27 protein-coding genes, 1 tRNA gene and 1 pseudogene are annotated in these 23,871 nt (G+C 46.9%); 14 read left to right on the top strand and 15 right to left on the bottom strand.

Annotation, left to right across the window (positions count from 1 at the left end; genetic code table 11):
- Positions 1-30: 30 nt before the first annotated feature.
- Positions 31-894: a GLPGLI family protein gene (locus HUX74_RS03380; protein WP_005835802.1), complete on the bottom strand. Its 864-nt coding sequence runs from the start codon at positions 892-894 to the stop codon at positions 31-33.
- A gap of 215 nt (positions 895-1,109) precedes the next feature.
- Here HUX74_RS03380 and HUX74_RS03375 point away from each other — a divergent pair, with 215 nt between their 5' ends.
- From HUX74_RS03375 to HUX74_RS03365, 3 genes are read left to right on the top strand one after another with little or no spacing between them, the layout of a single operon-like run.
- Positions 1,110-2,645, top strand: a complete 1,536-nt coding sequence (locus HUX74_RS03375; protein WP_005835804.1) for a sensor histidine kinase KdpD — start codon at positions 1,110-1,112, stop codon at positions 2,643-2,645.
- 45 nt (positions 2,646-2,690) lie between these two features.
- The gene (locus tag HUX74_RS03370) at positions 2,691-3,374 is read left to right on the top strand and encodes a response regulator transcription factor (RefSeq protein ID WP_005835806.1); all 684 of its coding nucleotides are present in this window, start codon (positions 2,691-2,693) and stop codon (positions 3,372-3,374) included.
- 58 nt (positions 3,375-3,432) lie between these two features.
- Positions 3,433-4,602, top strand: coding sequence for a mechanosensitive ion channel family protein (locus tag HUX74_RS03365; protein ID WP_016273209.1), 1,170 nt, complete (start codon positions 3,433-3,435; stop codon positions 4,600-4,602).
- Positions 4,603-4,771: 169 nt separating this feature from the next.
- Here the strand turns inward: HUX74_RS03365 and HUX74_RS03360 are convergent, their stop codons facing one another.
- The gene (locus HUX74_RS03360) at positions 4,772-5,830 is read right to left on the bottom strand and encodes an endonuclease/exonuclease/phosphatase family protein (protein WP_174646212.1); all 1,059 of its coding nucleotides are present in this window, start codon (positions 5,828-5,830) and stop codon (positions 4,772-4,774) included.
- A 39-nt stretch (positions 5,831-5,869) separates the two neighbouring features.
- Positions 5,870-7,327: an aminoacyl-histidine dipeptidase gene (locus HUX74_RS03355; RefSeq protein ID WP_174646211.1), complete on the bottom strand. Its 1,458-nt coding sequence runs from the start codon at positions 7,325-7,327 to the stop codon at positions 5,870-5,872.
- Between the two features lie 238 nt (positions 7,328-7,565).
- Here HUX74_RS03355 and HUX74_RS03350 point away from each other — a divergent pair, with 238 nt between their 5' ends.
- Positions 7,566-7,799 (top strand): hypothetical protein, encoded by a 234-nt coding sequence (locus tag HUX74_RS03350; protein WP_005835814.1) that lies wholly within the window; start codon positions 7,566-7,568, stop codon positions 7,797-7,799.
- Positions 7,800-7,824: 25 nt separating this feature from the next.
- Positions 7,825-8,427 (top strand): OmpH family outer membrane protein, encoded by a 603-nt coding sequence (locus HUX74_RS03345; protein WP_005835815.1) that lies wholly within the window; start codon positions 7,825-7,827, stop codon positions 8,425-8,427.
- 75 nt (positions 8,428-8,502) lie between these two features.
- On the opposite strand, the gene HUX74_RS03340 is transcribed toward HUX74_RS03345, so the two are convergent.
- From HUX74_RS03340 to HUX74_RS03325, 4 genes are all read right to left on the bottom strand, one after another.
- Positions 8,503-9,273 (bottom strand): copper homeostasis protein CutC, encoded by a 771-nt coding sequence (locus HUX74_RS03340; protein WP_174646210.1) that lies wholly within the window; start codon positions 9,271-9,273, stop codon positions 8,503-8,505.
- 85 nt (positions 9,274-9,358) lie between these two features.
- Positions 9,359-10,897 (bottom strand): ribonuclease Y, encoded by a 1,539-nt coding sequence (gene rny, locus HUX74_RS03335; RefSeq protein WP_005835816.1) that lies wholly within the window; start codon positions 10,895-10,897, stop codon positions 9,359-9,361.
- A 125-nt stretch (positions 10,898-11,022) separates the two neighbouring features.
- Complete coding sequence (locus HUX74_RS03330) at positions 11,023-11,313, bottom strand: cell division protein ZapA (protein WP_005826408.1); 291 nt, start codon at positions 11,311-11,313, stop codon at positions 11,023-11,025.
- A gap of 14 nt (positions 11,314-11,327) precedes the next feature.
- Complete coding sequence (locus HUX74_RS03325; RefSeq protein WP_005835817.1) at positions 11,328-11,642, bottom strand: hypothetical protein; 315 nt, start codon at positions 11,640-11,642, stop codon at positions 11,328-11,330.
- A 463-nt stretch (positions 11,643-12,105) separates the two neighbouring features.
- Between HUX74_RS03325 and HUX74_RS03320 the strand changes: the two genes are divergently transcribed.
- Together HUX74_RS03320 and HUX74_RS03315 are read left to right on the top strand one after the other, a co-directional pair.
- The gene (locus tag HUX74_RS03320; protein WP_129643865.1) at positions 12,106-12,480 is read left to right on the top strand and encodes a DUF2141 domain-containing protein; all 375 of its coding nucleotides are present in this window, start codon (positions 12,106-12,108) and stop codon (positions 12,478-12,480) included.
- Positions 12,481-12,492: 12 nt separating this feature from the next.
- Complete coding sequence (locus tag HUX74_RS03315) at positions 12,493-13,077, top strand: hypothetical protein (RefSeq protein ID WP_005826414.1); 585 nt, start codon at positions 12,493-12,495, stop codon at positions 13,075-13,077.
- Between the two features lie 185 nt (positions 13,078-13,262).
- Here the strand turns inward: HUX74_RS03315 and HUX74_RS03310 are convergent, their stop codons facing one another.
- The gene (locus HUX74_RS03310) at positions 13,263-14,324 is read right to left on the bottom strand and encodes an IS5-like element IS1169 family transposase (RefSeq protein WP_008657074.1); all 1,062 of its coding nucleotides are present in this window, start codon (positions 14,322-14,324) and stop codon (positions 13,263-13,265) included.
- Between the two features lie 87 nt (positions 14,325-14,411).
- Here HUX74_RS03310 and HUX74_RS03305 point away from each other — a divergent pair, with 87 nt between their 5' ends.
- Both HUX74_RS03305 and HUX74_RS03300 read left to right on the top strand, forming a co-directional pair.
- Positions 14,412-14,702: a transcriptional regulator gene (locus tag HUX74_RS03305; protein WP_005826416.1), complete on the top strand. Its 291-nt coding sequence runs from the start codon at positions 14,412-14,414 to the stop codon at positions 14,700-14,702.
- Between the two features lie 158 nt (positions 14,703-14,860).
- Positions 14,861-15,439: an MTA/SAH nucleosidase gene (locus HUX74_RS03300; protein ID WP_005826419.1), complete on the top strand. Its 579-nt coding sequence runs from the start codon at positions 14,861-14,863 to the stop codon at positions 15,437-15,439.
- Between the two features lie 109 nt (positions 15,440-15,548).
- Here the strand turns inward: HUX74_RS03300 and HUX74_RS03295 are convergent, their stop codons facing one another.
- Positions 15,549-15,908 carry a YbaN family protein gene (locus HUX74_RS03295; RefSeq protein WP_174646208.1) on the bottom strand — a complete coding sequence of 120 codons (360 nt, stop codon included), beginning with the start codon at positions 15,906-15,908 and terminating at the stop codon, positions 15,549-15,551.
- 35 nt (positions 15,909-15,943) lie between these two features.
- Between HUX74_RS03295 and HUX74_RS03290 the strand changes: the two genes are divergently transcribed.
- From HUX74_RS03290 to HUX74_RS03275, 4 genes are all read left to right on the top strand, one after another.
- Positions 15,944-16,816: a pyridoxamine kinase gene (locus tag HUX74_RS03290; protein WP_005826422.1), complete on the top strand. Its 873-nt coding sequence runs from the start codon at positions 15,944-15,946 to the stop codon at positions 16,814-16,816.
- A gap of 15 nt (positions 16,817-16,831) precedes the next feature.
- Positions 16,832-17,665, top strand: a complete 834-nt coding sequence (locus HUX74_RS03285) for a phosphodiester glycosidase family protein (RefSeq protein ID WP_008663824.1) — start codon at positions 16,832-16,834, stop codon at positions 17,663-17,665.
- Between the two features lie 105 nt (positions 17,666-17,770).
- Positions 17,771-18,103: a 6-carboxytetrahydropterin synthase QueD gene (queD, locus tag HUX74_RS03280; RefSeq protein WP_005826426.1), complete on the top strand. Its 333-nt coding sequence runs from the start codon at positions 17,771-17,773 to the stop codon at positions 18,101-18,103.
- Entirely contained in the window at positions 18,090-18,635 is a 546-nt protein-coding gene (locus tag HUX74_RS03275) for a radical SAM protein (protein WP_117600677.1), read from the top strand. The genes queD and HUX74_RS03275 overlap by 14 nt, the downstream gene beginning before the upstream one ends.
- A 57-nt stretch (positions 18,636-18,692) precedes the next feature.
- Here HUX74_RS03275 and HUX74_RS03270 read toward each other — a convergent pair.
- The 6 genes and pseudogenes from HUX74_RS03270 to HUX74_RS03245 all read right to left on the bottom strand — a co-directional run bounded on the left by HUX74_RS03270 (position 18,693) and on the right by HUX74_RS03245 (position 23,511).
- Positions 18,693-18,765 (bottom strand) — tRNA-Trp (locus HUX74_RS03270).
- Positions 18,766-18,840: 75 nt separating this feature from the next.
- Positions 18,841-19,416 carry a uracil-DNA glycosylase family protein gene (locus HUX74_RS03265; protein WP_016273281.1) on the bottom strand — a complete coding sequence of 192 codons (576 nt, stop codon included), beginning with the start codon at positions 19,414-19,416 and terminating at the stop codon, positions 18,841-18,843.
- A gap of 54 nt (positions 19,417-19,470) precedes the next feature.
- Entirely contained in the window at positions 19,471-21,561 is a 2,091-nt protein-coding gene (locus tag HUX74_RS03260; protein ID WP_174646207.1) for a KamA family radical SAM protein, read from the bottom strand.
- Positions 21,562-21,724: 163 nt separating this feature from the next.
- Positions 21,725-22,351, bottom strand: coding sequence for a hypothetical protein (locus HUX74_RS03255; protein ID WP_005826441.1), 627 nt, complete (start codon positions 22,349-22,351; stop codon positions 21,725-21,727).
- 86 nt (positions 22,352-22,437) lie between these two features.
- Positions 22,438-22,578, bottom strand: a pseudogene (locus HUX74_RS03250) (sodium:alanine symporter); the annotation flags it as partial.
- A 291-nt stretch (positions 22,579-22,869) separates the two neighbouring features.
- Positions 22,870-23,511: a helix-turn-helix domain-containing protein gene (locus tag HUX74_RS03245; RefSeq protein ID WP_025834754.1), complete on the bottom strand. Its 642-nt coding sequence runs from the start codon at positions 23,509-23,511 to the stop codon at positions 22,870-22,872.
- 149 nt (positions 23,512-23,660) lie between these two features.
- On the opposite strand from HUX74_RS03245, the gene HUX74_RS03240 reads away from it, so the two are divergent.
- A complete protein-coding gene (locus HUX74_RS03240; protein ID WP_005826447.1) occupies positions 23,661-23,837 on the top strand; it encodes a histone H1 in 177 nt (58 codons plus the stop codon).
- The last annotated feature ends 34 nt before the right edge of the window (positions 23,838-23,871 follow it).

Raw genomic sequence — 23,871 nt, 5'->3', positions numbered from 1 at the left:
TTCACGAATGCTTACGGGTGTGGAGAAATATTATCGTTCCAGTGGATTATAAGGAATGTTTTTCGGGTTCTTGGTTGCATTGCCGTGTTCATCACTAACCTTAACGGTGACGTTCGGCATGCTTCCGGTGATAAATCCTACCGGATCGGCATAATAACGTTCGTGCACTTTGTTGTATGCTTTGCGGTTCATCGGTTCGTGCTTCTTTCCGTCGAAAAGTATCGGCCGATATGTGTGGCATTGCTCTACACCTGTGGCAGTGAATGAATAATGCCCTTCACTGTCTTCGGCTTTCAGTATCAGTCCGGGCAGTCCGCAAAGCTTCCATGGACCTTCGCTTATGGGTATTTCTGCAGTAAACCATGCCGTCCATGTACGGCCTTTTAATTGACATTCGGCTTTGCTGCAAAGGTAGGAGAGGACACTATCGTTTTCTGCCAGTATCTTCCACTGCGGACGTTCATCCGTTTCTTCGCAACGCAGGCGCGTCATGCCTGCCACTTCATCGAGAGTCGTTACTTTTCCGGCAGGATAACCTCTGAAGGTTCGTTCGCTCAGTTTGCTTGTTCCGTATTGTTTCAGATGTTCATTAATCGTTTCCTGCGAGGCTTTATTGGCGAAGTCTACTGCCAGTACAGAGTCGCAAACATACTTGGTGTAACTGTAGAACTTAGAGAGATTTTTACCGACTTCCAGCATCATGGTTTCTTCCGTAACATTTTCCGGCTTTTCCGTATTACTGATACAGCGCGTTTCATATTGCACAAGGATTTGTGCTTCACCGATGGTATCATTCTGTATTTTCGTTCCATCAGAAACGATGATTTGTGCCTTCGCTTGTGATGCGAACAATATAGCGAGACACAGATTGAGGAAAATAATTCTTGCACTCATAGTTTTTACATTTTTAGAGGTTTTACATATTGCTTCCAGCGATTATTGTACTGCAAAACTATGCGGATTTTGCTTCAGAAGAGGCTGAAAGTTATTACTGAAATATTACTCAATACATAATATCTGCCTCGCACGTACCTATATTTGCAAGCTAACTTCTACCTTTGCCGGTACTAAATGAAAGTCTTTCTAAGTGAGACTAAAAAAGAACAATTATGGAACAACGGATTAAGATCGTTTGGATATTCTCCATCGCATCGATACTGCTTATTACCTGCGGACAGGTCTACTGGTTGCGTAATCAGTATCAGTATATGAATGATGAACAAATCAATGGTATTTATGATTGCATCTTGCAGACCACCCAACAGTATGACTCTATCCGTACTCCCCAACCCAAAAAGGTGCTTAGCAATACCAATATGTTCTTCTATCACCTGAGCAAATCCATTGATTTGGAAAAGCGGACCACTATCGACGAATTAATTTTGGGTGTTCTGAAAGGGCGGGACTTGGAGAGCTTGGGCCAAAAGAATATAGAAACTCTCAAAATAGAGCAGCAGGACTCTGCCAGTACAGATGATAAAGAGAGAGAGGCAAAGCGTAGGAAATGGGCATTGGCGTTAGACACCCTTTTGCCGGAAGAGCGGCTCATTGCGAAGGATTCATTCAAAATCAATATGTCCGATAAAGATGCTCCTAATTTGAACTCTATTATTAATCTTTATCGTTTGGAGTTGGATGTGCCTTTTGCGTTGCAGCAATTTGATTCCTTGCTTGCCATACGTTTGGACGAACAAACGTTTACTACGCATCTGGTGGTTTCCGAAGATTCCATTTACCAGTGGAATGCGGAACTGAAACGGCAAGGTACATTGTTCAATCCATATATAGAAGTAATGTATCCTTATAATCCCCTGAAACGCCAGTTTGTGCTTGTTTCCGTGAAAGTTTCACCTCATGTGGTACTTGTGCGTATGGGTTGGCAGTTAGTGGGCAGTACATGTCTGATATTTCTGCTGGGGCTTTGTCTGCTGTTTCAGATAAAAACCATCTTGAAGCAACGGCGGATAGACGAACTGCGAAAAAGCTTTGTAAACACTATGATACATGAACTGAAACGTCCCGTCCAGGCTCTGAAAATGTGTATAGCCTTTCTCAATGACAAGTCTATGCGAACAGATGAGAAAGCGATGGATGAAGTGATTCACGATTCCATGTCCGAGCTGGATAACTTGTCGGCCTATCTTTCAAAACTACGTGATATGACGCGTGCCGATGATGAACACACGCAGCTTTCCGTCCGTACATTTGATATAAAGACGAGTTTGGAAAAGCTTGTCCGGCTTTACCATGTTCCTGAGGATAAGGATGTTGCTATTGAAACCCATTTCAGTTCGGAGACTCTGGTAACGGCAGACCCGGTGCATGTTTCTAATATTATCAGTAATTTGATAGAGAACGCCGTAAAGTATTCGGGCAAGTCTGTGCATATTGTTGTAGATTGCCTTTTGCAGGATCACCAATTGACGATACGGGTGTCTGATGATGGCATCGGCATTCCGGTTTCCGAACAGAACCGTGTATTCGATAAGTTCTATCGGGGCAGTAATCTTCCCGACCGTTCGTTGCCCGGCATTGGTCTGGGGTTGAGCTATGTAAAGTTGCTGGTAGAGGCGCATCATGGAAGCATTTCTTTAAATAGTCAGGCTGGCAAGGGAACAATGATTGAAATTAATATTCCTCAATAAGTCCGTGCTAACCCGCATAATCCCTACTCTAAAATAACCAATGATATGAAAGCCTTGAAAATACTTTTTGCCGATGATGATTTGAAATATTCAATGCTGCTGAAGCGCTTTCTTGAGAAGGAAGGCTATGAAGTGACTTATGCCGGAAACGGGAAAATTGCTCTGGAACAATTTCCGCTCATAAAGCCTGATTTGGTATTGCTCGATATCAATATGCCCGGTTACAATGGCTTTGAAGTGGCTGAACGCATCCGCGAGATGGATAAACACGTCCTGATCTTTTTCCTTTCCGACCGTAGCGATAAGGCCGACCGCCTGCAAGGATTCCAACTGAAGGCGAACGATTATCTTGCCAAACCTTTCTATCCGGAAGAGCTGACAGCGCGTATCCGCGAGCGTTTCACTTCGCAGTTGTCCGGCGTGGCGGAGGATGAGATGTATGCTTTCGGCCATTCCGTATTCAATTACAGTACGAACGAGATTCGTACGGGAAATAGTAAGGTGCTGATTACTTCCCGTCAAGCCGATATCCTTCGCTTGCTTGCGCTGAATGTGAATAAGACTGTCAGTCGCGATACGTTGCTGGATGCTGTGTGGGGCACTGCCTCGTATGCCAACTCCCTTGCCTTGAATGTACAGATGTCCTATCTGCGGCGGTCGCTAAAAAACGACCCGAGCGTGAGGATTGAGTCGTTGATGAAAAAAGGGTATATGCTTGCCGTTCTTTGAAAACATCTTTATCTTTGGATTGTTATACAAACAAGACACTTCAAAAAAAAGAGAGCTTATGATGAGTTTAGGAGGATGGATGAATAAAGTCTTGATAGGTTGGGGGATAGACCCGAAGTTTGCCGATATGTTTGACGAGACGATTATTGCACTGCTGATGGTGGGGCTTTCGATAGGGCTGGACTATTTGTGCCAGGCAATCTTCGTTGGCGGTATGAAGCATTATACCCGGCGCTCTCCCCATCAGTGGAATACGTTGCTGATGAAACGCAGGGTGATACACCATTTGATACATATTCTGCCGGGAATCCTCATCTACTACCTGCTGCCCATGGCCTTTGTGCGTGGAAAGGAGATGCTTGAGTTCTCACAAAAGGTGTGTGCTGTCTATATCATTGTGGCGGTGCTGCTTACTATCAACGGCTTGTTGCTGGTGATGCTCGATGTTTATAACATGAAGGACAAGCAGAAGAACCGTCCGCTGAAAGGCTTCGTGCAGGTATTGCAAGTGCTACTGTTTTTTATCGGAGGCATCATAGTGGTTTCAGTGCTGATAGGCAAGTCTCCTATGACCTTGTTTGCCGGTCTGGGCGCATCTGCGGCTGTACTGATGCTGGTATTTAAGGACAGCATTCTGGGGTTTGTAGCCGGCGTGCAGCTCTCTGCTAACGACATGTTGCGGATAGGGGACTGGATAGCGCTGCCGGGTGGCGTTGCCAATGGAGTTGTAGAGGAGATTACGCTGAACACGGTCAAGATACGCAACTGGGACGAAACCATCTCGACCGTACCGCCGTATACCCTGGTGAACAACTCCTTCCAGAACTGGCGCGGCATGCAGGAAAGTGGCGGGCGACGGGTAAACAAGAATATCTTTCTGGATATGACTACCCTGAAGTTCTGCACTCCGGAAATGCTGGATAATATCCGCAAGGAAGTCCCCTTGATGGCCGACTATCAGCCTGCAGAAGGAGAGGTGCCAACCAATGCGCAGCTCTATCGTATCTACATTGAACGCTATTTGTGCAGCCTGCCGGTGGTGAACCAGGAGATGGACTTGATTATCAGCCAGAAGGAACCCACGACGTATGGGGTACCCATCCAGGTATATTTCTTCTCTCGCAACAAGGTATGGAAAGAGTACGAGCGCATTCAGTCCGACATCTTCGACCACTTGCTGGTGATGGTACAGAAGTTTGACTTGAAGCTGTATCAGTATTCCGACTAAGAGCCTGTTTAAATTTTGTTCTGCATTATTTTGAGAGTTCTTTTTGAGGATGTTTTTCTGTTTTTACGAGGAGCATAGCGGGCTATGTGACGAGTAAAAAGAGGAAAACAGACCGAAAAGAAACTCAAAAGAAGCTGAAAAAACTTTTTGAGCAAAATTTAAACAGGCTCTAATATGTCAACCGGAACTCCGCATATACGGGCAGGTGGTCGCTGTACCCGCCTTGATACTTCATTCCGTAGTAGGTGCGGAAAGGTTGCTGCCCTCCGTATTTCTTGTCCCTTGTCAGTAGGAAGGGCGGGCAGAATACATCTGCTTTCGCTTCCTCCGTATGTAGCGATGAGTGTTCTTGCAGTAGCGTACCCGATACGATGATGTGGTCCAGCAGTCCCCATTCTCCTTGATACTTGTAGCTGCCGAAGTGCTTGCGTGTCTTGGCTTTTCTTGCCAGTAGATGGTAAAGTTTTTGTGGATGTAGAGAGTCTTGCAATGTTGACGGTGCTTCTGCCTCCAACACCTCCTTTACCGATTTATTCTCCGGATAATCGTTGAAATCCCCTAAAAGGACAATTTGCGGATGTCGGCGTATCGCGTATAGGCTGTCTATGGCATGCTTCACCTTTCGGGCAGCCAGTAGCCGGTAAGGTTCAGATTCTCTTGCCCCTCCCGAACGGGATGGGAAGTGAGCTACCAGTACATCAAGCGTATCCCGGTTCAGCAACAATCCGCTGACGTGAAGAATGTCCCGTGTGGGACGGCTATTCTTCCGGGGCTTGTCTACGGGGAGGCTCTGATAGGAAAGCAGTTTGAAAAGATTACGTTGATAAAGCAGCGCTACGTCGATGCCGCGTTCGTCGGGAGATTGTGTCATCACATACCGGTAGTCTGCTTCGCGCAAGGCAGAGTAGCGGGTAAGGTCGCGCATCACACTGTCATTCTCCACCTCACACAAGGCAACAAGGGCAGGAGGCGTCCATCCTCCGGTGGCGATGATGATGCGGGCTATATTATCCAGTTTCTTTCTGTATTTAGAGTAGTTCCAATGCCGGGTGGCATCCGGCAGGAACTCGTAGTCATTCTTTAGTGTGTCATGTCGGGAGTCGAATAGGTTTTCTACATTGTAGCTTACTATCCGAAACGTGAGGGTATCTTTTCCTTCTTGCCCGTACAGACTGATGTACGGGCAGAGAAGGAAGAGTATAACTCCTATCTTATGGATAACGTTCATACAAACTATTCCCGTTCCCCTTTAAGGAACGCGGGATATTTATTTCACCGGAATGTGCTTCAGTATATCCAGCAGATGGTCCCAGAACTTCTGTACGGTAGGAATCAGCATCCGTTCGTCGGGAGAGTGCACACCCTGCAGGGTAGGTCCGAAGGAAATCATGTCCAGTGCCGGGTATTTGTCAAGGAACAGTCCGCATTCCAGACCTGCATGGATAGCTTTTACCTTGGCATCTACACCGAACAAACGTTTATAGGACTCAACAGCCACTTCCAGGATTTCTGAATGCGGGTTGGGCTTCCATCCGGGATAACCGTCACCGAAGGACACGGCCGCACCACCCATCTCGAATACAGTGCGCACCATATTGGCAATGTCTTGTTTGGAGGAGGCGGTAGAGCTGCGCTGGCTGGTCTCGATACGGATGATATGGCCGGGCTTCATCTTTACGGAGGCCAGATTGGTGGAGGTTTCCACCAGCCCCGGAATGTCTTGGCTCATGGCATACACACCGTGGGGTGCGGCATAGATGGTTTGCAACAATCGCTTGGCGGTATCTTTGTCAATGGCTTTGGGACGGGCTGCTTCCGATTCGAGCACGAATTGGAGGTCTGGGTCAACGACGGCATATTCTGCCTCCACTTCGGCGGCAAAGACATTCAAGTCTGTACGCAGGGCATGCTTGTCGGCATCGGGTATGGCAATTACCGCGTGTGCTTCGCGGGCAATGGCGTTGCGCAGGTTGCCACCGTCTATTTCGCAAAGGTACATGTCGTACTTCTGGGATGCCTGGCTCAGGAAGCGGTTCAGCAGTTTGTTGGCATTGCCGCGCCCCAGGTGTATGTCGCCGCCGGAGTGTCCGCCTTTCAGCCCCTTTACCTGCACTTTGCAGCAGAAATACCCTGTCGGTACGTTCACTTCCCGGTAGGTGAATTCGGCAACGGAATCTATACCTCCTGCACAGCCGATGAAGAGCTCGCCTTCATCCTCGGAATCGAGGTTCAGCAGGATGTCTCCGTTCATGAAGCCTTCTTTCAGGGCGAAGGCACCGGTCAGTCCGGTCTCCTCGTCCACGGTGAAGAGGCATTCGACAGGACCGTGCTCGATGCTGTCGTCGGCAAGGATAGCCAGTTCGGTGGCTACACCGATGCCGTTGTCGGCTCCCAAGGTTGTACCTTTGGCTTTCAGCCATTCACCGTCAATTTCGGTTTCGATAGGGTCGGTCAGGAAGTCGTGCTTCACGTCGTTGTTCTTTTCACATACCATGTCGATGTGCGATTGAAGTACGACAGTCTTGCGGTTTTCCATACCCGGAGTAGCGGGTTTCTTTATCAGAACGTTTCCGGCTTCGTCCACCTTCGTTTCCAACTTATGTTTTTCTCCGAATGCTTTTAAGTAAGCAATGATTTTCTCTTCCTTCTTCGAAGGGCGCGGCACTTGGCAGATTTCCTCGAAATAGTGAAATACACCAGCCGGTTTCAAGTCTTTTTTTTCCATAATTATCTGAATTAGCGGCTGCCTTACATGTGTTTATGCAGCCTTCATTATCGATTGTCAAATATCAATTCTCCATTAAATTAACCACTTATTGCTAAATATGGTTAAATTGATTGACTATTTTATTCCCCTTTCTCTTTTTTTAGAGTAAAAAAGGCGAGTTAGTCCAACCAAAGCCCTATATTTGCACCCACAAAAATAGTAAAAACACTATTTTCATGTAACAAAATTAATGGAAATGCTTGATACAATATTGATAACTCTGTTAATAGTTGCTATTTGCATTGTTTTATTGGGTGTGAAGGTCTTTTTTGTGAAAGGCGGGAGATTCCCTAACGGGCATGTCAGTGGCAATAAGGCAATGCGCGATAGAGGTATCGGTTGCGTGCAGTCGCAGGATAGGGAAGCGCAACGCAAGTCCCGTTTTTCCATTGATGAATTGGAAAAAGCCTTAAACGATAGTATGAACTAATTTTAAAAAACAATATTTATCAATTATGAAGAGATTAAACTACCTCATGAACGGTCTGGCAGCTCTCGCACTGATCGTTTTATTTGCTCAATGTGCCGGCAATACTGATAAACAGACAACAAGCGCTCCTGCACAAGCCGGCGGATTATCGGAAATGAAAATTGCTTATGTTGAAATAGATACGCTTTTGGCAAAATACAACTATTGCATAGACTTGAATGAGGCTATGGTGAAGAAGGGCGAGAATGTCCGTCTGACATTGAACCAGAAAGCCAGCGAACTGGAGAAGCAGAAGCAGGAATTCCAGACAAAGTATCAGAACAACGCTTATCTTTCTCAGGAGAGAGCGCAGCAGGAATACAACCGCATCGCAAAGTTGGAGCAGGATTTGCAGAACCTGAGCAACAAGCTGCAGTCTGAACTGATGAGTGAGAATGAAAAGAATAGCCTGCAACTGCGTGATTCTATCAACGCTTTCCTGAAGGAGTACAATAAGACAAAAGGTTACAGCATGATTATCAGCAATACGGGTTTTGACAATCTGCTCTATGCAGACAGTGTCTACAACATCACTCGTGAGATTCTGGATGGTCTGAATGCAAGATACTCTTCTCCGGTGAAGAAATAATATTTATCCTATGATATAAAAAAGGATGTACCGAAAGTACATCCTTTTTTTATAGGTCTCTCCCCCGACCCCTCCCTACGGGGGAGGGGCTAGGGGAGAGGCTTTTAATGCTCCGATTGTACGCTTTACCCGCTCCGCAGTAGTGACGGTATGTGTATATTCATCAATATGTACCGTTCCTCCCATAGAGACGGCGGAATTATGATAGAGCATGGAGCTCTCGATATTTTCCCTGGCGGAGAAATGAAATTCGCGGATGCCGGTTTCTCGGGCAATGTGGGCTATGTTGGCTTCATTCACCCCACAGCCTGCCAATAGAATGATTCGGTCTGATGCTTGTTGTTGGAGCTCTTTCAGAAGGGGAATGCCTCGCTCTGCTGTAGGTTGCTGTCCGGAAGTTAGGATGCGGTTGCATCCTAATTCGATAATATCTTCTATCGCTTTTCGTGGATTTCTGCATACATCGAAAGCACGGTGGAAGGTGACGGACATCCCTTGTGAGGCTTCCATAAGCTGCTCCATCAATGGAATGTCTACATCTCCCTCTGCCGTCAAGCAACCGAACACGACTCCGTCAGCGCCTAGACGGCGGGCATTCTCTATGTCTTTCAGCATGATGCGCTGTTCGGTGGAGGAGTAAAGGAAGTCTCCTCCACGGGGACGGACAATGATATGCAATTTGGTCTGCTGCAATACTTCCCGTGCGATGAGGATATCGCCGTATGAGGGGGTTGTCCCTCCTTCGGGGATGCCTGCGCACAATTCTACCCGGTCTGCTCCGCCGGCTTGTGCGGCAATACAACTCTCTACGGAGTTGGCACAAACTTCAAACTGATAATCTTTCATTTTATAAAGTTATGGTTGTGGTGCAAAAATAAGAAAAGGGTGAATCCATATTCACCCTTTCCTACATTTATTTTCTTTTCTGATGTTACTTTGCGTAGCTCACCGCACGTGTCTCACGGATAACGGTAATCTTCACTTGACCCGGATAAGTCATTTCGTCCTGAATCTTCTTGGCGATTTCACCGGAAAGGTTCTCCGTCTGCTTGTCGTCAATCTTGTCTGCACCGACAATGACACGCAGCTCACGGCCTGCCTGGATGGCATATGTCTTTGTCACTCCCGGATAGGACATGGCCAGTTGCTCAAGGTCGTTCAGGCGCTTGATGTATGCTTCTACAATTTCGCGGCGTGCTCCCGGGCGTGCTCCTGAAATGGCATCGCATACTTGTACGATGGGGGCCAGCAGGCTGGTCATTTCCACTTCGTCGTGGTGGGCACCGATGGCGTTGCAGATGTCTGGCTTTTCCTTGAACTTTTCTGCCAGCTTCATACCATAGAGTGCATGCGGCAATTCCGGTTCCTCATCGGGCACCTTGCCTATATCATGCAGCAGTCCGGCACGTTTTGCTTTCTTCGGGTTGAGTCCCAGCTCTGATGCCATCACAGCGCAAAGATTTGCTGTCTCGCGTGCATGCTGCAAAAGGTTCTGGCCGTATGAAGAACGGTATTTCATCTTACCGATAATGCGGATAAGTTCCGGATGCAGACCGTGGATGCCCAGGTCGATAGTAGTGCGTTTACCGGTTTCGATGATTTCCTCTTCTACCTGCTTGCGTACTTTGGCAACTACCTCTTCGATACGTGCCGGGTGGATACGTCCGTCTGTTACCAACTGGTGCAATGCCAGACGTGCAATCTCACGGCGAACCGGGTCGAAAGCTGACAATACGATAGCTTCCGGAGTATCGTCTACCACAATTTCCACACCGGTGGCAGCTTCCAGGGCGCGGATGTTGCGGCCTTCGCGACCGATGATACGTCCCTTTATTTCATCTGATTCGATGTGGAATACGGTTACTGAGTTTTCAATGGCTGTTTCCGTAGCCACGCGCTGGATGCTCTGTATCACGATGCGCTTGGCCTCTTTGCTTGCTGTCAGTTTGGCGTCGTCCATGATGTCGTTAATGTAGGACTGGGCCTGCGTTTTGGCTTCTTCCTTCAAGGATTCCACCATGCGCTCTTTGGCTTCTTCGGCAGAAAGTCCGGAAATGGCTTCCAGCTTTTCTATTTCCTGGCGTTGCATGTGCTCCAGTTCTTCTTTCTTCTTGTCCACGATGGACAGCTGGGCTTCCAGATTTTCTTTCACGGCTTCTGCTTCCATCTTCTTGCGCTGGATTTCTTCCTGGCGCTGGTTCAGTACCAATTCACGTTGTTTCAGCTTGTTTTCTGCCTGTTGTATCTTTTGGTTACGTTGGGCCACTTCTTTTTCCAAGTCCGCCTTCTTGTTCAGGAACTTTTCCTTTACTTCCAGCAACTTATTTTTCTTAATCACTTCCGCTTCCGCTTCCGCATCTCTCAAGATACCGTCGTATTTGTTTTTCAGCCCGTGCTTGAAGAACAAGTACGAGGCAAACCCTCCGACAATGAAGCAGGCAATGGATAATACTATTGTAACTACTGTCATTTTATTAATTTGTTTTTAGTGTATAAATAAAAAAGCACTGCATAAAAGCTTGCTTTGATGAAGGGCAAACTTTTGTACAGTGCGCGAATTTCTCTCTTTTACCGACCCGACGGAGGGATTGTAGCTTATTGTTCCTTGAAATAAGTCTCCAATACCTCTGTCAGTTCCTTTATTTTAGCGGTATAGGGTTCAGTATCATTACGGTCCTTCAACTGAAGGTTTTCTAAAGCGAACTGATAGGCCACCATGGCTATAATTCTCTCTAGAGACACATTCTGATAATGCTCCCGATACGCATTGAGCCTGATATCTACCTGCTTGGCGGCTTCTCTTACCATTTCCTCGTCCTCACGGTTGATTGTGAGAGGGTAGGAGGCTCCTGCCATCTGCAGGTTTATCTTTATCTTATCGTTCATACATCCTCTTCTCTTTATTCATTCAACAAAGCGATGCATTTATCGACTTCACGCACTAATTTGGACAATCGCAGTTTCGTCTCTTTCACGTCACTGCCGTTAAGGCTGATTGTCGTAGCTGTTTTTAGGTTCGTGTAGTTAAGTTCCAGTTCCCGGTATTCAGCTTGTACCTTCCCGTATTCCTCCTCTTTGGCTTCAAGAAGTTGCTTTAGCTCAGCATTTTCGCGTTTTAATTCATCGTGCAGATAGATTAAATGCCGCAGTCTGGCTTCAAAGGTACTTAATAGCTTCTTTTCTTCGTCTGTCATCACTACACCAAAATTGTACACAAAAATACGATTTACTTGGAGATTACAAAAACTTTTCGGAGAAAATATGCTGTAGAAGTGCCGAAATAACCGAAGTGGCCTATGAAGTACTGGTTTTGAGGGATTGAAAAAGGGTGGTGGAGGCTGGCTTTTCAAGAGATGTGGATAGGTATGGAACAATTTGCTTTTTAGAAGGATTTTATTTCTTGCTTTTCGAAAGCTTAGTATCTCCGTTACTAAATAGTAATCGTCCGACGCTTGTTGGACGATTACTGTTTAGTAAGGCCGAAATTACTTTTTGCTGTTTTAGGCACTACTCTTTAGGTGCGGTTGGAATAGTATGTAGTAAAGGAGGGAGGAGATGCTAAGAAATAAATAAAATAATTTATATAATAATTTAGTTTATAAAATAAACCTTCTATCTTTGTATCGGAGTTCGAACCCGAAATGTGATTTTGGTATGTATAACTTAAGGAGAATGATTATGAAAACGATTGTTTGTAGAAGTATGGCGGCAGCTCTTCTTTGTGTATTTGCATTGGGGGTGTCTGCGCAAGATGTTCTGAAAGTGAAGGTGATGAACATACCTTCTGCTGTGGGAAAGATAATGATTGCCACTGACAAGGGGCAGTATGGTATGGTAGATGCCAAGGGCACGGAGGCGGTACTGGAACTGAAAGATGTGACACTGGGTAAATATAAGCTTTATGTCTATCATGATGAAAACAACAATTATCAGTTGGATAGGGAAGACGGAATTCCATCTGAGTATTGCGCGATAGCGGATGTGGAGGTGAGCGCCGACACGAAGCAGGTGGAGATAGCACTTAAGCGGGTATTAAAAGGAAGCAACAAATAAGGCGGCAGGAAAATGGAAGAAAGAAAATTGAATGAGAAAGAGAGTTTAGAACTCATCACTCGGATGATACAGAACACGAAGGACAGAATGGCGGAAAATTCAGGGACACCTTTTTTGCTGTGGGGATATGTAACGGTAATTATCTCGTTGCTGGTTTGGTTTCTATTGAAGGAAACGGGCAATAACAATTGGCAATTCCTATGGTTCCTGCTTCCAGTCATAGCCTTTCCTGCTACGTTGTGGAGTCAGCGGAAGGCTCGGAAAATGTTGAAGACCTACATAGACCGTGTTGTGGATTATGTGTGGACGGTATTTGGACTGGGTGCTTTCTTGGTATCGTGTACCGCCATATTTGTATGGAAGATTCCTATTCTGTTTGTCATTTTGCTGATGATGGGGATGGGAACTGCCCTGACGGGACTGATTGTGAACACGAAAGTGGTTACGATAGGGGGAGTGCTGGGAGCCTTGCTCTCGTTGGGATGTTTCTATATGCCCGGCATAGACCAGATACTGTTTTTTGCATTGGCGTTCGTCTTTATGATGGTGATTCCCGGACATTACATGAACAGTGTGGCGAAGCGTCACAAACAATAAAAGAAGAGGATGATATATGGTGAGTTCTATCAATTCAATTTATCCTCTTGTATCAGACAGCAGAACTCTTTAACTGCCCAATTTGTGAGCTTTAGTCTTTCAAATTTAGCGAATATTTTCTACCCCCCCAATTTTTACAATAATTAACTTGTGTTTGTTGTAAAAATTGGATGTGCAGGCATAATTCACCCCAACAACTCAGGTTTCAGCCTGATTATTTGCGTGTAACGACTGATGTTATACACAAGACTGGTGAGTGCTACATTGGCTTTAGCACGAATAAGCCCTACTGTACGCACCACAAGTCCACGCATGGTTTGTTCCTCAAACCCGAATACATGCTCGACAAGGCAACGTGTCTTGGATTTTTTCCTATTGTCTGATTTCTGCTCCTTGGTAAGCGGACGGTTACGGTAGCCCTTTTCGCAAATTATCGGATTCATCTTATGCTGTTTTACAATCTCCTCTTGTCCGACATAACCGGCGTCCAAATACAAGTCCTTGCCTTCGTCTTTTTCATCCAGCAGTCCTTCAAAGCCTTTGGAATCATGCACTTCTGCCGACGTGGTATCATAAGAAAGTATGATCTTATTGCGTTTCTCAACTTTAGTATGCTGCTTGTAGCCGTAAAAAGTCTCATCACGCTTCTTTGTCCAGCGGGCATCTACATCCTTGTGGCACTTCTTGTGGGGATTGTCATTCCACAACTTATTACCCGCTCCCTGTTTTATCTGCTCATTTTCATCACGGGTGTTACGTTGGCGAGGGGCAATAACAAAACTGGCATCAATGATGCGACCCTCATTGAATTGCAGACCCTTACTTTCCATGAAACTATGAAATTCCGAAAAAAGCTTGTCATAAACGCCTGTATTTGTCAGGAGTTCGCGATACTTCCACACCGTCTTCTCGTCAGGAACATCGTCAACACATTCAATACCAAGAAACTTGCGGAAACTCGTACGGTCAACTATCTGATACTCTATCTGATGGTCACTCAAACCATAATAACGCTGAAGAAACAAGACCTTGAACATCAGCACACAGTCTATCGGCGGACGACCGGCATTACTTTTGCGCTCTCCGGTAAAAAGGGCTGATTCAAGAGTAGGACGAAAGATCTCAAAATCAACATACTGAGACAACACTTCAAGAGGATTGCCCATTTCATTCAAACGCAATTCACGATTCTCTGACTCAAATAGTTGATTATAACGAAGCTTACGGTATCGGGATAACTTGTTCATTATAAAATTCTTATTTTCTGCAAATTTACGCTCTTGGAACCATATAAACAACTGTACTACAATATTTTAATTTATAGAACTCCTCATATGTTTAAAGAACTGAACCCTTTGCTCCATAGCGAACTGCGGCTTGCGGTGATGTCGTTGCTTATTAGTGTCGAGGAGGCGGACTTTGTCTATATCCGCCAGCAGACCAAAGCTACGGCAGGAAACCTGAGCGTGCAGATAGACAAACTCAGCAAGGCGGGATATGTGGAGGTGACAAAGACTTTTAAAGGAAAGATGCCTTGTACGATTTGTAAGATCACTCCGCAAGGAGTAGACGCATTTGAGGAATATGTAGAGTCATTGAAATCTTATCTGGCAGGGAGGTTGTGAGTGTGGGTGACTTTACATTTATGGGGCAAAGATGGAAATCTTCTGAAAAAGGTTTCTATCTTTGCCTTTTTCATGAGAAGGAGGAGGGTGTGTCATCAACCGTTTTGCCACCCTCATGCCGGACAAAATTTAAACAGACTCTAAAAAGATAGAATGATATGAGAATTTTAGTCACTTATGCCGTACAAGGCGAATTTACGGAATTGAAATTTCCCGGACTGATAGGGGAGGAAGAGGTGCAGATAGGCTATCTCCGTACCGGTGTGGGAAAGGTGAAATCGGCTTTTTATCTTTCTGAAGCGATAAGCCATGCGCAACCGGACTTGGTGGTCAATGTAGGTACGGCAGGGACTATCCGTCATCGGGTAGGAGATATTTTCGTATGCCGTCATTTTGTGGACCGTGATATGCAGAAGCTGGTGGAGCTTGGTATGGAGTATGAGATTGATTCAATGGATTTGTTGTCCCAAAAAGGATATTGTTTACACTGGCCGGCAGGCGGTGTATGCAATACGGGGGATACTTTCTTGACAGAACTCTCGGATGTGTCCGGTGATGTTGTGGATATGGAAGCCTATGCCCAGGCTTTGGTATGCCGTGCCAAGAATGTTCCTTTCATTTCGGTGAAGTACGTGACGGATATTATCGGACAGAACTCCGTGAAACATTGGGAAGACAAGCTTGCCGATGCTCGGAAGGGGTTGGGAGAATTCTTCGAAAAATTGGGAGGAGTTTGATTAATGTGCTAATATGCCAATGTGCTAATTGGCTGCGCTATGTGTATATTAGACTCTCACACCGCAGGTCATTGGCACATTAGCACATTAACCACATTAGCACATTCATTTATCTCAACGTCTTGAATGACAGTATATGCCAAGTCACCCCCACAGCGACAAGGAACAATACTGTCTTTATTTCTGTTAGTGGAATCAGGAAGAAGATGCAGTAAACCATTGTTCCCCACATCAGCAGTAGGGAGTTGATTTTGGCACGTAGTGGGATGGCTTTGTTCTCGCGGAAGCTGCGGATGTAGGGACCGAGGCATTTGTGGTTCAGCAACCATTGGTACAGTCTGGGTGAGCCTCTGAAGTAGAGTGCTGCCGTGAGCAGCAGGAAAGGCGTAGTGGGCAGCAACGGCAGGAAGATGCCGATGATGCCGAGTGCCAAAGAAACTGTTCCCAAAATGATGCAGACGGTTTTCATGCGGCAAATGTAGGAAAAATAATAATATAGATAATATGTATGCGAATAAAGTAAAGAAGGTTGTTGCCGTCCACGACTTGTCGGGAGTCGGACGGGTGTCTCTGACGGTGGTCATTCCCATCCTTTCGTCTATGGGTTTCCAGGTGTGTCCGTTGCCTACAGCCGTATTGTCGAGCCATACCCAGTATCCGGAGTTCTCTTTTCTGGACTTGACGGATGAAATGCCGAAGATTATTTCCGAGTGGAAGAAGCTGGAAGTACAGTTTGATGCCTTTTATACCGGCTATCTGGGTTCTCCGCGGCAGATACATATTGTTTCTGACTTTATTGATGACTTCCGCCGACCGGACGGTCTGGTTGTGGTAGACCCGGTGTTGGGCGATAACGGACGGCTTTATGCGAACTTCCACGAGTCCATGATTGATGAAATGAAACATCTCATCACCAAGGCCGATGTCGTTACTCCCAATTTGACGGAGCTGTTCTATCTGCTGGGTATTCCTTATAAGGAGATGAATACGGATGAGGAATTGAAGTCATACCTTCGCCAGCTTTCCGATTGTGGTCCCGAAGTGGTGATTATTACCAGTGTGCCCGTACGGGATGATAAGCATAAGACGTCCGTGTATGCCTATAACCGGAACGGTAACCGCTACTGGAAGGTTACGTGTCCTTACCTGCCGGCCCATTATCCCGGAACGGGGGATACGTTTACCAGTGTCATCACCGGGGCACTGTTGCAAGGCGACAGTTTGCCCATTGCCCTGGACCGTGCCACGCAGTTCATTCTGCAAGGTATCCGTGCTACTTTCGGATACGAGTACGACAACCGTGAAGGTATACAGCTTGAAAAGGTGTTGCATAATCTCGACATGCCGATTCAAATCTGTAGCTATGAATTAATTTAAACCAATCCCATCTATATGAAAAAGAAAATATTCCTGGCAGTGTTTCTCTGTTGCGGCATGTTTGCAGCAATGGCGCAGACTGCTGCCGACTCTCTTGCCATCGTTTCTGCCGATTGGCAGACTGAGCCCCTGCAGAAAGGGATGCTTTATAAAAAGGCAGTATTCAGTTCTTTGTATGGAGTTCCTCAGGAAGTGTCTATTTTTGAAATATCCCCGAAGCGCTACCGTTTCGATGTGCTCGTCCACAATCCCAAGGAGGAGACCAGTATAGCCGCCCGGCATGCAGGTGCGGTGGCGGCCATCAATGGCTCCTATTTTGATATGAAAGCCGGAAATTCCGTCTGCTATCTGCGTAAGGACGGGGTGGTGATAGATACTACCTCTACTGGGGTTCTGGCAACAGTGTCCAATGGAGCTGTACTTATAAAGAAGGGCAGGCTGGAACTGATTCCCTGGAGCAAGCAGGAAGAAAAGGCATGTACTTTGAAAAAAGGCACTGTGCTGGCTTCCGGTCCTTTGATGCTGAAGGACGGGCAAGTGTGCGACTTGTCCGGGACTAACCGGAATTTTGTAGATACCAAGCATCCCCGCAGTGCTGTGGCGCTGACAAGAGAAGGAAAAATCCTGCTTATTGTCGTTGACGGACGTCGGAAGGGAAAAGCGGAAGGCATCAATATACCCGAGCTTGCCCATATGATTCGTGTATTGGGTGGGGAAGATGCGTTGAATCTGGACGGTGGCGGTTCTTCTACGCTGTGGAGTGGGGAGTTGCCGGATAAGGGAATAGCCAATACCCCGAGTGGCAGCGCAGAGCGTAAGGTTGCCAATTCTCTTTGTGTGTACGAATAAGTTAGGGAAGTGAATGGATAAATCTTAAGTTTTTTGTAATTTTGCCGTCGCATCGAGGTGACATTAGATGCGGCAACTTATTATATTAATTAGCGTATTAACAATATGTACACAGTCATCAAACGCATGGAAGTGTCGGCTGCCCATAGCCTGAAACTTTCTTATCGCAGCAAGTGTGAGAATCTGCACGGTCACAACTGGATTATCACTGTCTATTGCCGTTCCAAAGAGCTGAATGCGGACGGAATGGTGGTAGACTTCAGTCACATCAAGCAGGTGGTAAAGGAACAGCTGGACCACCATAATCTTAATGAAGTGCTGTCCTTCAATCCCACAGCCGAGAACATAGCCCGTTGGATATGCGACCAGATACCCACTTGCTTCAAGGTAGAGGTGCAGGAGTCGGAATCAAACATTGCCGTCTATGAGGAAGATTAATGAGATATTCTACAGTTTGCAGGGAGAAGGATACCATACGGGTACCCCGGCTGTCTTTATCCGTTTTTCCGGTTGCAACCTGAAGTGCTCCTTCTGTGATACGCAGCATGAGGACGGCATACTGATGTCCGATGAAGATATCGTAACAGAAGTCAGTAAATACCCTGCCGCTACCGTGATATTGACCGGTGGAGAACCCTCCCTTTGGATTGACCGTGAATTTGTGGATTGTCTGCACCAGGCGGGAAAGTATGTCTGCATTGAAACAAACGGTACCCGTCCGCTGCCGGATAATATAGATTGGGTGACCTGTTCTCCCAAGCAGGGGGCAAAGCTGGAAATTACGCGTATGAATGAAGTGAAGGTAGTGTATGAAGGGCAGGATATTACTGTTTATGAGCAGCTGCCCGCCGGGCATTTCTTTCTTCAGCCTTGCTCTTGCAGCAATACGGCCGAAACGGTGGATTGCGTGATGAAGCATCCTAAGTGGAGGCTTAGTTTGCAGACACATAAGCTGATAGATATCCGGTAGGCATTTATAAAACGAATAATGGCTGTAAGCAATACTTACAGCCATTATTCGTTCATGCACGGGAGGAGAGGCTCGAACTCCCGACACCCGGTTTTGGAGACCGGTGCTCTACCAACTGAGCTACTCCCGTGTTTGCGGCTGCAAAGGTAATGCAAACTTTCAAATATGCAAGTAACGGACGTACTTATTTTCTAAAGAAAGTTGCTTACAACATCTGTAAGTCCTGATACATAATGCGATACGCTGCTGCTTTTTTTTCCAGTGCCAGCGGGTAGGCTCTTGAGGAAGAAGGCATCCGGTAGAGGCGCATCGGATGGTTTTCGAAAAGAAACTCCGTGAAGTCGCCTACTTTGGGCTTGTCGATGGAGAACTGCGTGCACAGTGTGTCCGTAGCCTTCTCGCCGGTAGTGACGATAGCCTTGCATTGCGGTATCCGGTGTAGCAGGGCAGGGACGTCCGTGGGTTGCACCACTTCCAGAAACTTATCCGAGGCGTTGTCCTGCAGGCGCCGTATGGCAGAGGCTGTGTCGAACAAGGCAATACCCTTTTCCTGCAGGAAACTGATGAGACGTTCTTTGCAGAAAGCCTTCTTCGTTTTGTCTACAAAATAATCCTTGTCATTGAAGAAAAGGAACCCGGTAATCCTCCACATGTCATTGTTCCAGTTGGGGTAGTAAAACTCCATGGACCACCGCTTTTTCTGCGGAGGAAAGCTTCCCAGCATCAGCAGACGGGCGTTGCCGGGAAGGAAGGGTTCTAAAGGGTGTTGTTCTATTTCCATACTTTCCAATTTCATTGTTCTGCCTGCAAAAGTACGGAATATATCTTGGATATGCTATCCTGCAATGTCCTGATTGCTCATTCTGTCGGTGATTTGGAAGGGGAAATCAGGATATTCGTAGAGGCTGAACCGGGATTCCGTCTTGCCTTCCGTATAGTTCCAGATGGTGGCATATTCTTCGGCGTCTTCTCCCATGGCTTGCAGCTGACGGAGGTAGGAGGCTATGGACTTGTTTTCTACGATATATATTTGTCCCAGCTGGTCTATTATAGGGCTGTGGCGCCGGGTGCCGTCATGGTCGAACCGTAGGATGCGCTTGCCTTCGGGGGTGATGCCTACCATGTTGAAGGTCATGCTCTTGCCGATGGCGGGCAGGTTGAGCACATTGCGGTCGGTGGCGAGGAAAGGCAGGTGGTGCGTTTTCAGGAAACGCCGGATGCAGGCTGCCGGGTCATGGACGGTTCCAAGCAGTACGGACAGATTATGGGCATCTTCCTTGGTCAGCTTCCCGAAGCGCTTTTCTTCCCGTTGCTCTTGTACGGAACGGCTGTTGGGAGTAAACACGGCATTGTTTTCTTCAAAACCTTTCACGGAGAAGGTGTAGTAGCAAACCACTCCCAACTGATTGAGCACTTGGCGCAGGCGGGTGGTATGCCCCCGGCGGGATGCAGCTACGTTGTATACCAGTTGGTTGTCAATGAGCCAGCCTGCCGCCAGCAGTTTGCGTATTCTTTCGGCAGCTTCCGGAGTGACTTCGAGCGGGGTTTGGAAATGTGTCTGGATAATGAACTGGCGGATGCCGATGGTAGACGCCTTTTCCTTGAATTCCCTTAGAATCTCCACCAGCCCGTCATTGATGCGCATGGGCAGGTAGGCGGGGAGGCGTGAGCCGAGGCGTACGCGTTGCAGCTCTGCATACTTTTCTCCTTCGGGCCGTTCCTGATTGGCTTTCCGCTTGCGGACTGCCATGCGGTAGACGGCATCCAGAATATTGCCCAGCGTCTTGTTTTGGCTCATCAGTGCGTCACCGCCGGTGATGAGAATGTCCCGCAGTTGCGTGTCTTCCTCAAAATAGGCCATCAGCCGACGCAGCTTCTTTTCCCATGTTTCCTTGGGACGCAGGGTGTCAAACTCAAAATTGAGCCGTTTGCTTTGAAAGTCGTACATACGCTGACAAGATGCGCAGAGTCCTCCGCAGGCGCGTCCCATGGTGTCGGGGATGAGGATGGCCACTTCCGGATAACGGCGGTGGATGTTATGCCCGTCGGGCAGCAGCCAGCCGGCGGCATTGGGTTTACCTGGTTCTACGATATCCTCCCGTTCCCAGGCACGTATCTGTCCGTAGGTTTCCACCAGTTGGGGTGAATAGAGTATATAGCTGCGCAGGGCCTCGTCGTCGTATCCGCTGCCGGTGCAGTTCAGCAGTGACAGATAATAGGGGGTGGCGAAGAAAGGCATTCCCTTCTTGCGGGCTTTTGAGAGCAGGTACATGGTTTCGGCAGAAAGGGAGTTGCCGAGAAGACGGTTTAGCTCCGTAGGGCTTTTGACGGCCATGGCAAGATGGAAACGGAAGTCATTCCACCATTCGCTGACGAGGTTGAACTTCTCCTCGTAGCTGAGTCCCTCTTCGAAATGGAAGCGGGAAGCCGGGTTCTTGCGGTGCTCAATCTTCTGCACTAGTGCATGCAGGATGCGTTCCTTGTTCTTTGCACGGATATGCTGCACGTCTTCATCCAGTCCGCTGGGCCAGCGTTCGGTCAGGGTTTTGATTTTCTGTGCGGAGGGCAGAGCGGGGGCGGGTTGGTGGAGGCGTTTGAACTGCTGGAACAAGTCGATGAACAGGTCCGTTTCCTCTTCCCATTGTCCCGTGAGGAAGGAATGCAGCATTGATAAAGTTGATATGGGCAGCTGTTCTCCGATGGAGAGCTCGTGTACTTCCTGCCCGTCAAATTCAATCAAGAGTCGAATTTGCTTACCGGCCTCGCTGTCCACTTCCGGATGTCCGGCAATGTACTCCGCCAGGTTGGCTTTGAAGGCTTCCGCATCGTCGCTTTGAACGGCGATGCTGACCAGTTCAGGGAGTTCGTGCCGATAAAGTTGTTCCAGTTGTGAGAGAGTGAGTGCAAGCATTTTCTTTTGTTTCATAAGCGGTTGTTTTTTTGAAGTTAATATTTATGATGGTTGACGCGGGGTGCGTCCTTGTGTTCCGTGAGGGGAAAATGATTTCATTTGCTAAAAATAACAAAAAAAAGCGGGAAATTTCTTTCCCGCCTTCTTGTTTCTAAAGTTCTTTAGAATTCTTTTTCTTTTATTTCTCTTCGTTGGCTTTCTGTTTCGGTTCCTTTTTGGCCAGCATCACTACGTTGTAAACGTACTCGGTCATCCATTGTTCCGAATATCCCAGACGCTCTTTGTACTGGCGTACTGCCGCTGCCGTTTTGTGTACATCGTCCTTTTTCCATACGGTTTTTGTACAGACGTCGTGTACGGTTTTTTCGGTCATGCTGCGCAGTGCTCCCTTGAAGATGGAAGGCATGCGGAATTTCCACTGCATCAGGTTTCCCATCAGCATCATCAAGTCATTGGAGAAGCCTTGATACATAAAGAGATAACCTTGTACGTCGTTCTGCGTACGGCAGTGCTTCTTGACGGAAGTATCAATTTCCTTGAAGAAGTTTTCACTGATGCCGTAGTCCTGCATCAGCATCTTGCGCGAAGCGGCCTTTTCCGCTTGTCCCAGGCGGCCTCCCTGCGTGGGGATTTTGAACAGACGCTTGAAGTTGGCTACATCCGGCACAAAGCGGATATTGGTGATGCCCAGGTTGGCGGCTATTACAGACTGGAAGTAGACGCGTGTCAGTGACACGAAGTCTTCCACATTCTTCGAAGATACTTCTCCGGTATTCTTGTTGAATAGTTTGGCAAATAAACTCATATCAAATTACGAATTACTGATTACAAATTACAAGACCGCGGGTCATCCGGCGGTTCCGGCTGCAAAAGTACGAAATAAGTTGGTTATCACCAGCACTCTATGTCTTTTTCTACCTCTTTCAGGCGGTTCTTGGTGAAAACGGGGTCTTTGATACCGGCGCTTTTCTTTGTGCGGTAGTCTTCAAGCAGCCTGAAAGCGTATTTTCCGAGCAGGCTGATGGCAATAAGATATACTTTTCCTTGGCATCGCCTTTCCCGTCTGAGTCACCCAGCAGACGTACCATTTCCTTTATCATCCGGAACTGTACAAAGCGGGTTCTCAACGTAAACCATACGGTGCATCCCAATTTAGTAAAAAACTCACATAAAAAAAGTGCTATCCTCTGTCGTTATTCAAGGCTACCTCTGTCGTTAACTGAGATAGATACCTTGCAAGTTGATGATAACAACGTAGTATGAACTCGCATGCTGCAATTTGTACCATGGACAAATCTGGAAAACCTGACGGAATCTCCTTGCCTATTTCAGCCTGAAGTGAAATTTGTGTCCTTCAAACACCGGTTCCACTATGTCGTAACGAACAAACTTTGCCAGCAGATGTTCGGCGGCGCGTCGGGAAAGATGCGCCAGGCGGCAGTAACGGTTCAGTGAAAGGCGGTCGTTTTCTTCCAGCAGATTGAGCAACAGTTGTTCCCGTTCGGTATATTCTATCAGTTCTCCTTTCGGACTTCCGCTTTGCTGCCAGACGCGCAGATGGACGGGAGTAGCCAGGATGTTTTCATCCTTGATGCGGAGATAGGCCAAGTATTTTCCTGTTTCGTCCTTGGCATATACCGGCTTCCGGTCACTTTCCTCGATTTGTACCACCAGCACACTGCGGCCTTCCACCAGATAGGTCTGCATGGTGTAGTTCACTTCGGGGCTGCAATAAAGTCCGGCAGCCGCTTCTATCATATATTGTTCTTCGTCCGAACGGACACCGGCAATTTTCCCGTTATCTTTCACTCCGATGAGCAGTTTTCCACCGTCTGTATTGGCAAAGGCTGAAAGGGTTTTGGCTATCTTGCGGGCGTCGGATATTTCGAACTTGAAATCCTGCTGTTGGTGCTCTCCTTCGGCTATGAGAGCGTGTATATATTCGGTGTCAGTAAGCGTTTTCATGCTTGCAAAAGTAGATAAAAAACGCGTAAGAGCCCCTTTTTGCGGCGATTTTACCGAATATTTCAAAAAAAATATCGTTTTTCTGCATTTATTTCAAGAAAGAATGTATTTTTGCCAGACATTATTAACGAAGTAATTTAAAAAGGATTATGAAAGAATTAGTTGAAAAAGTAGCTGCATTGTATGCAGACTTCTCAAAAGATGCAAATGCTCAGTTGGAAAACGGTAACAAGGCAGCAGGAACTCGCGCTCGTAAGGCTTCTTTGGAAATCGAAAAAGCTATGAAGGAATTCCGCAAAGCATCTTTGGAAGCTTCTAAGAAGTAAGAAAAAAAGCATATTTGATGCTGCGAAAGACTGC

Source organism: Bacteroides sp. Marseille-P8574 (assembly GCF_902825465.1).
GTDB classification, from domain to species: domain Bacteria; phylum Bacteroidota; class Bacteroidia; order Bacteroidales; family Bacteroidaceae; genus Bacteroides; species Bacteroides uniformis.
This window is presented reverse-complemented; position numbering and strand designations above follow the sequence as displayed.

Excerpts from the sequence above, each read along its gene's own strand:
- HUX74_RS03380 (WP_005835802.1), bottom strand. The coding sequence starts at position 894 with ATGAGTGCAAGAATTATTTTCCTCAATCTGTGTCTCGCTATATTGTTC.
- HUX74_RS03375 (WP_005835804.1), top strand. The coding sequence starts at position 1,110 with ATGGAACAACGGATTAAGATCGTTTGGATATTCTCCATCGCATCGATA.
- HUX74_RS03370 (WP_005835806.1), top strand. The coding sequence starts at position 2,691 with ATGAAAGCCTTGAAAATACTTTTTGCCGATGATGATTTGAAATATTCA.
- HUX74_RS03365 (WP_016273209.1), top strand. The coding sequence starts at position 3,433 with ATGATGAGTTTAGGAGGATGGATGAATAAAGTCTTGATAGGTTGGGGG.
- HUX74_RS03360 (WP_174646212.1), bottom strand. The coding sequence starts at position 5,830 with ATGAACGTTATCCATAAGATAGGAGTTATACTCTTCCTTCTCTGCCCG.
- HUX74_RS03355 (WP_174646211.1), bottom strand. The coding sequence starts at position 7,327 with ATGGAAAAAAAAGACTTGAAACCGGCTGGTGTATTTCACTATTTCGAG.
- HUX74_RS03350 (WP_005835814.1), top strand. The coding sequence starts at position 7,566 with ATGCTTGATACAATATTGATAACTCTGTTAATAGTTGCTATTTGCATT.
- HUX74_RS03345 (WP_005835815.1), top strand. The coding sequence starts at position 7,825 with ATGAAGAGATTAAACTACCTCATGAACGGTCTGGCAGCTCTCGCACTG.
- HUX74_RS03340 (WP_174646210.1), bottom strand. The coding sequence starts at position 9,273 with ATGAAAGATTATCAGTTTGAAGTTTGTGCCAACTCCGTAGAGAGTTGT.
- rny (WP_005835816.1), bottom strand. The coding sequence starts at position 10,897 with ATGACAGTAGTTACAATAGTATTATCCATTGCCTGCTTCATTGTCGGA.
- HUX74_RS03330 (WP_005826408.1), bottom strand. The coding sequence starts at position 11,313 with ATGAACGATAAGATAAAGATAAACCTGCAGATGGCAGGAGCCTCCTAC.
- HUX74_RS03320 (WP_129643865.1), top strand. The coding sequence starts at position 12,106 with ATGAAAACGATTGTTTGTAGAAGTATGGCGGCAGCTCTTCTTTGTGTA.
- HUX74_RS03315 (WP_005826414.1), top strand. The coding sequence starts at position 12,493 with ATGGAAGAAAGAAAATTGAATGAGAAAGAGAGTTTAGAACTCATCACT.
- HUX74_RS03310 (WP_008657074.1), bottom strand. The coding sequence starts at position 14,324 with ATGAACAAGTTATCCCGATACCGTAAGCTTCGTTATAATCAACTATTT.
- HUX74_RS03305 (WP_005826416.1), top strand. The coding sequence starts at position 14,412 with ATGTTTAAAGAACTGAACCCTTTGCTCCATAGCGAACTGCGGCTTGCG.
- HUX74_RS03300 (WP_005826419.1), top strand. The coding sequence starts at position 14,861 with ATGAGAATTTTAGTCACTTATGCCGTACAAGGCGAATTTACGGAATTG.
- HUX74_RS03295 (WP_174646208.1), bottom strand. The coding sequence starts at position 15,908 with ATGAAAACCGTCTGCATCATTTTGGGAACAGTTTCTTTGGCACTCGGC.
- HUX74_RS03290 (WP_005826422.1), top strand. The coding sequence starts at position 15,944 with ATGTATGCGAATAAAGTAAAGAAGGTTGTTGCCGTCCACGACTTGTCG.
- HUX74_RS03285 (WP_008663824.1), top strand. The coding sequence starts at position 16,832 with ATGAAAAAGAAAATATTCCTGGCAGTGTTTCTCTGTTGCGGCATGTTT.
- queD (WP_005826426.1), top strand. The coding sequence starts at position 17,771 with ATGTACACAGTCATCAAACGCATGGAAGTGTCGGCTGCCCATAGCCTG.
- HUX74_RS03275 (WP_117600677.1), top strand. The coding sequence starts at position 18,090 with ATGAGGAAGATTAATGAGATATTCTACAGTTTGCAGGGAGAAGGATAC.
- HUX74_RS03265 (WP_016273281.1), bottom strand. The coding sequence starts at position 19,416 with ATGGAAATAGAACAACACCCTTTAGAACCCTTCCTTCCCGGCAACGCC.
- HUX74_RS03260 (WP_174646207.1), bottom strand. The coding sequence starts at position 21,561 with ATGAAACAAAAGAAAATGCTTGCACTCACTCTCTCACAACTGGAACAA.
- HUX74_RS03255 (WP_005826441.1), bottom strand. The coding sequence starts at position 22,351 with ATGAGTTTATTTGCCAAACTATTCAACAAGAATACCGGAGAAGTATCT.
- HUX74_RS03245 (WP_025834754.1), bottom strand. The coding sequence starts at position 23,511 with ATGAAAACGCTTACTGACACCGAATATATACACGCTCTCATAGCCGAA.
- HUX74_RS03240 (WP_005826447.1), top strand. The coding sequence starts at position 23,661 with ATGAAAGAATTAGTTGAAAAAGTAGCTGCATTGTATGCAGACTTCTCA.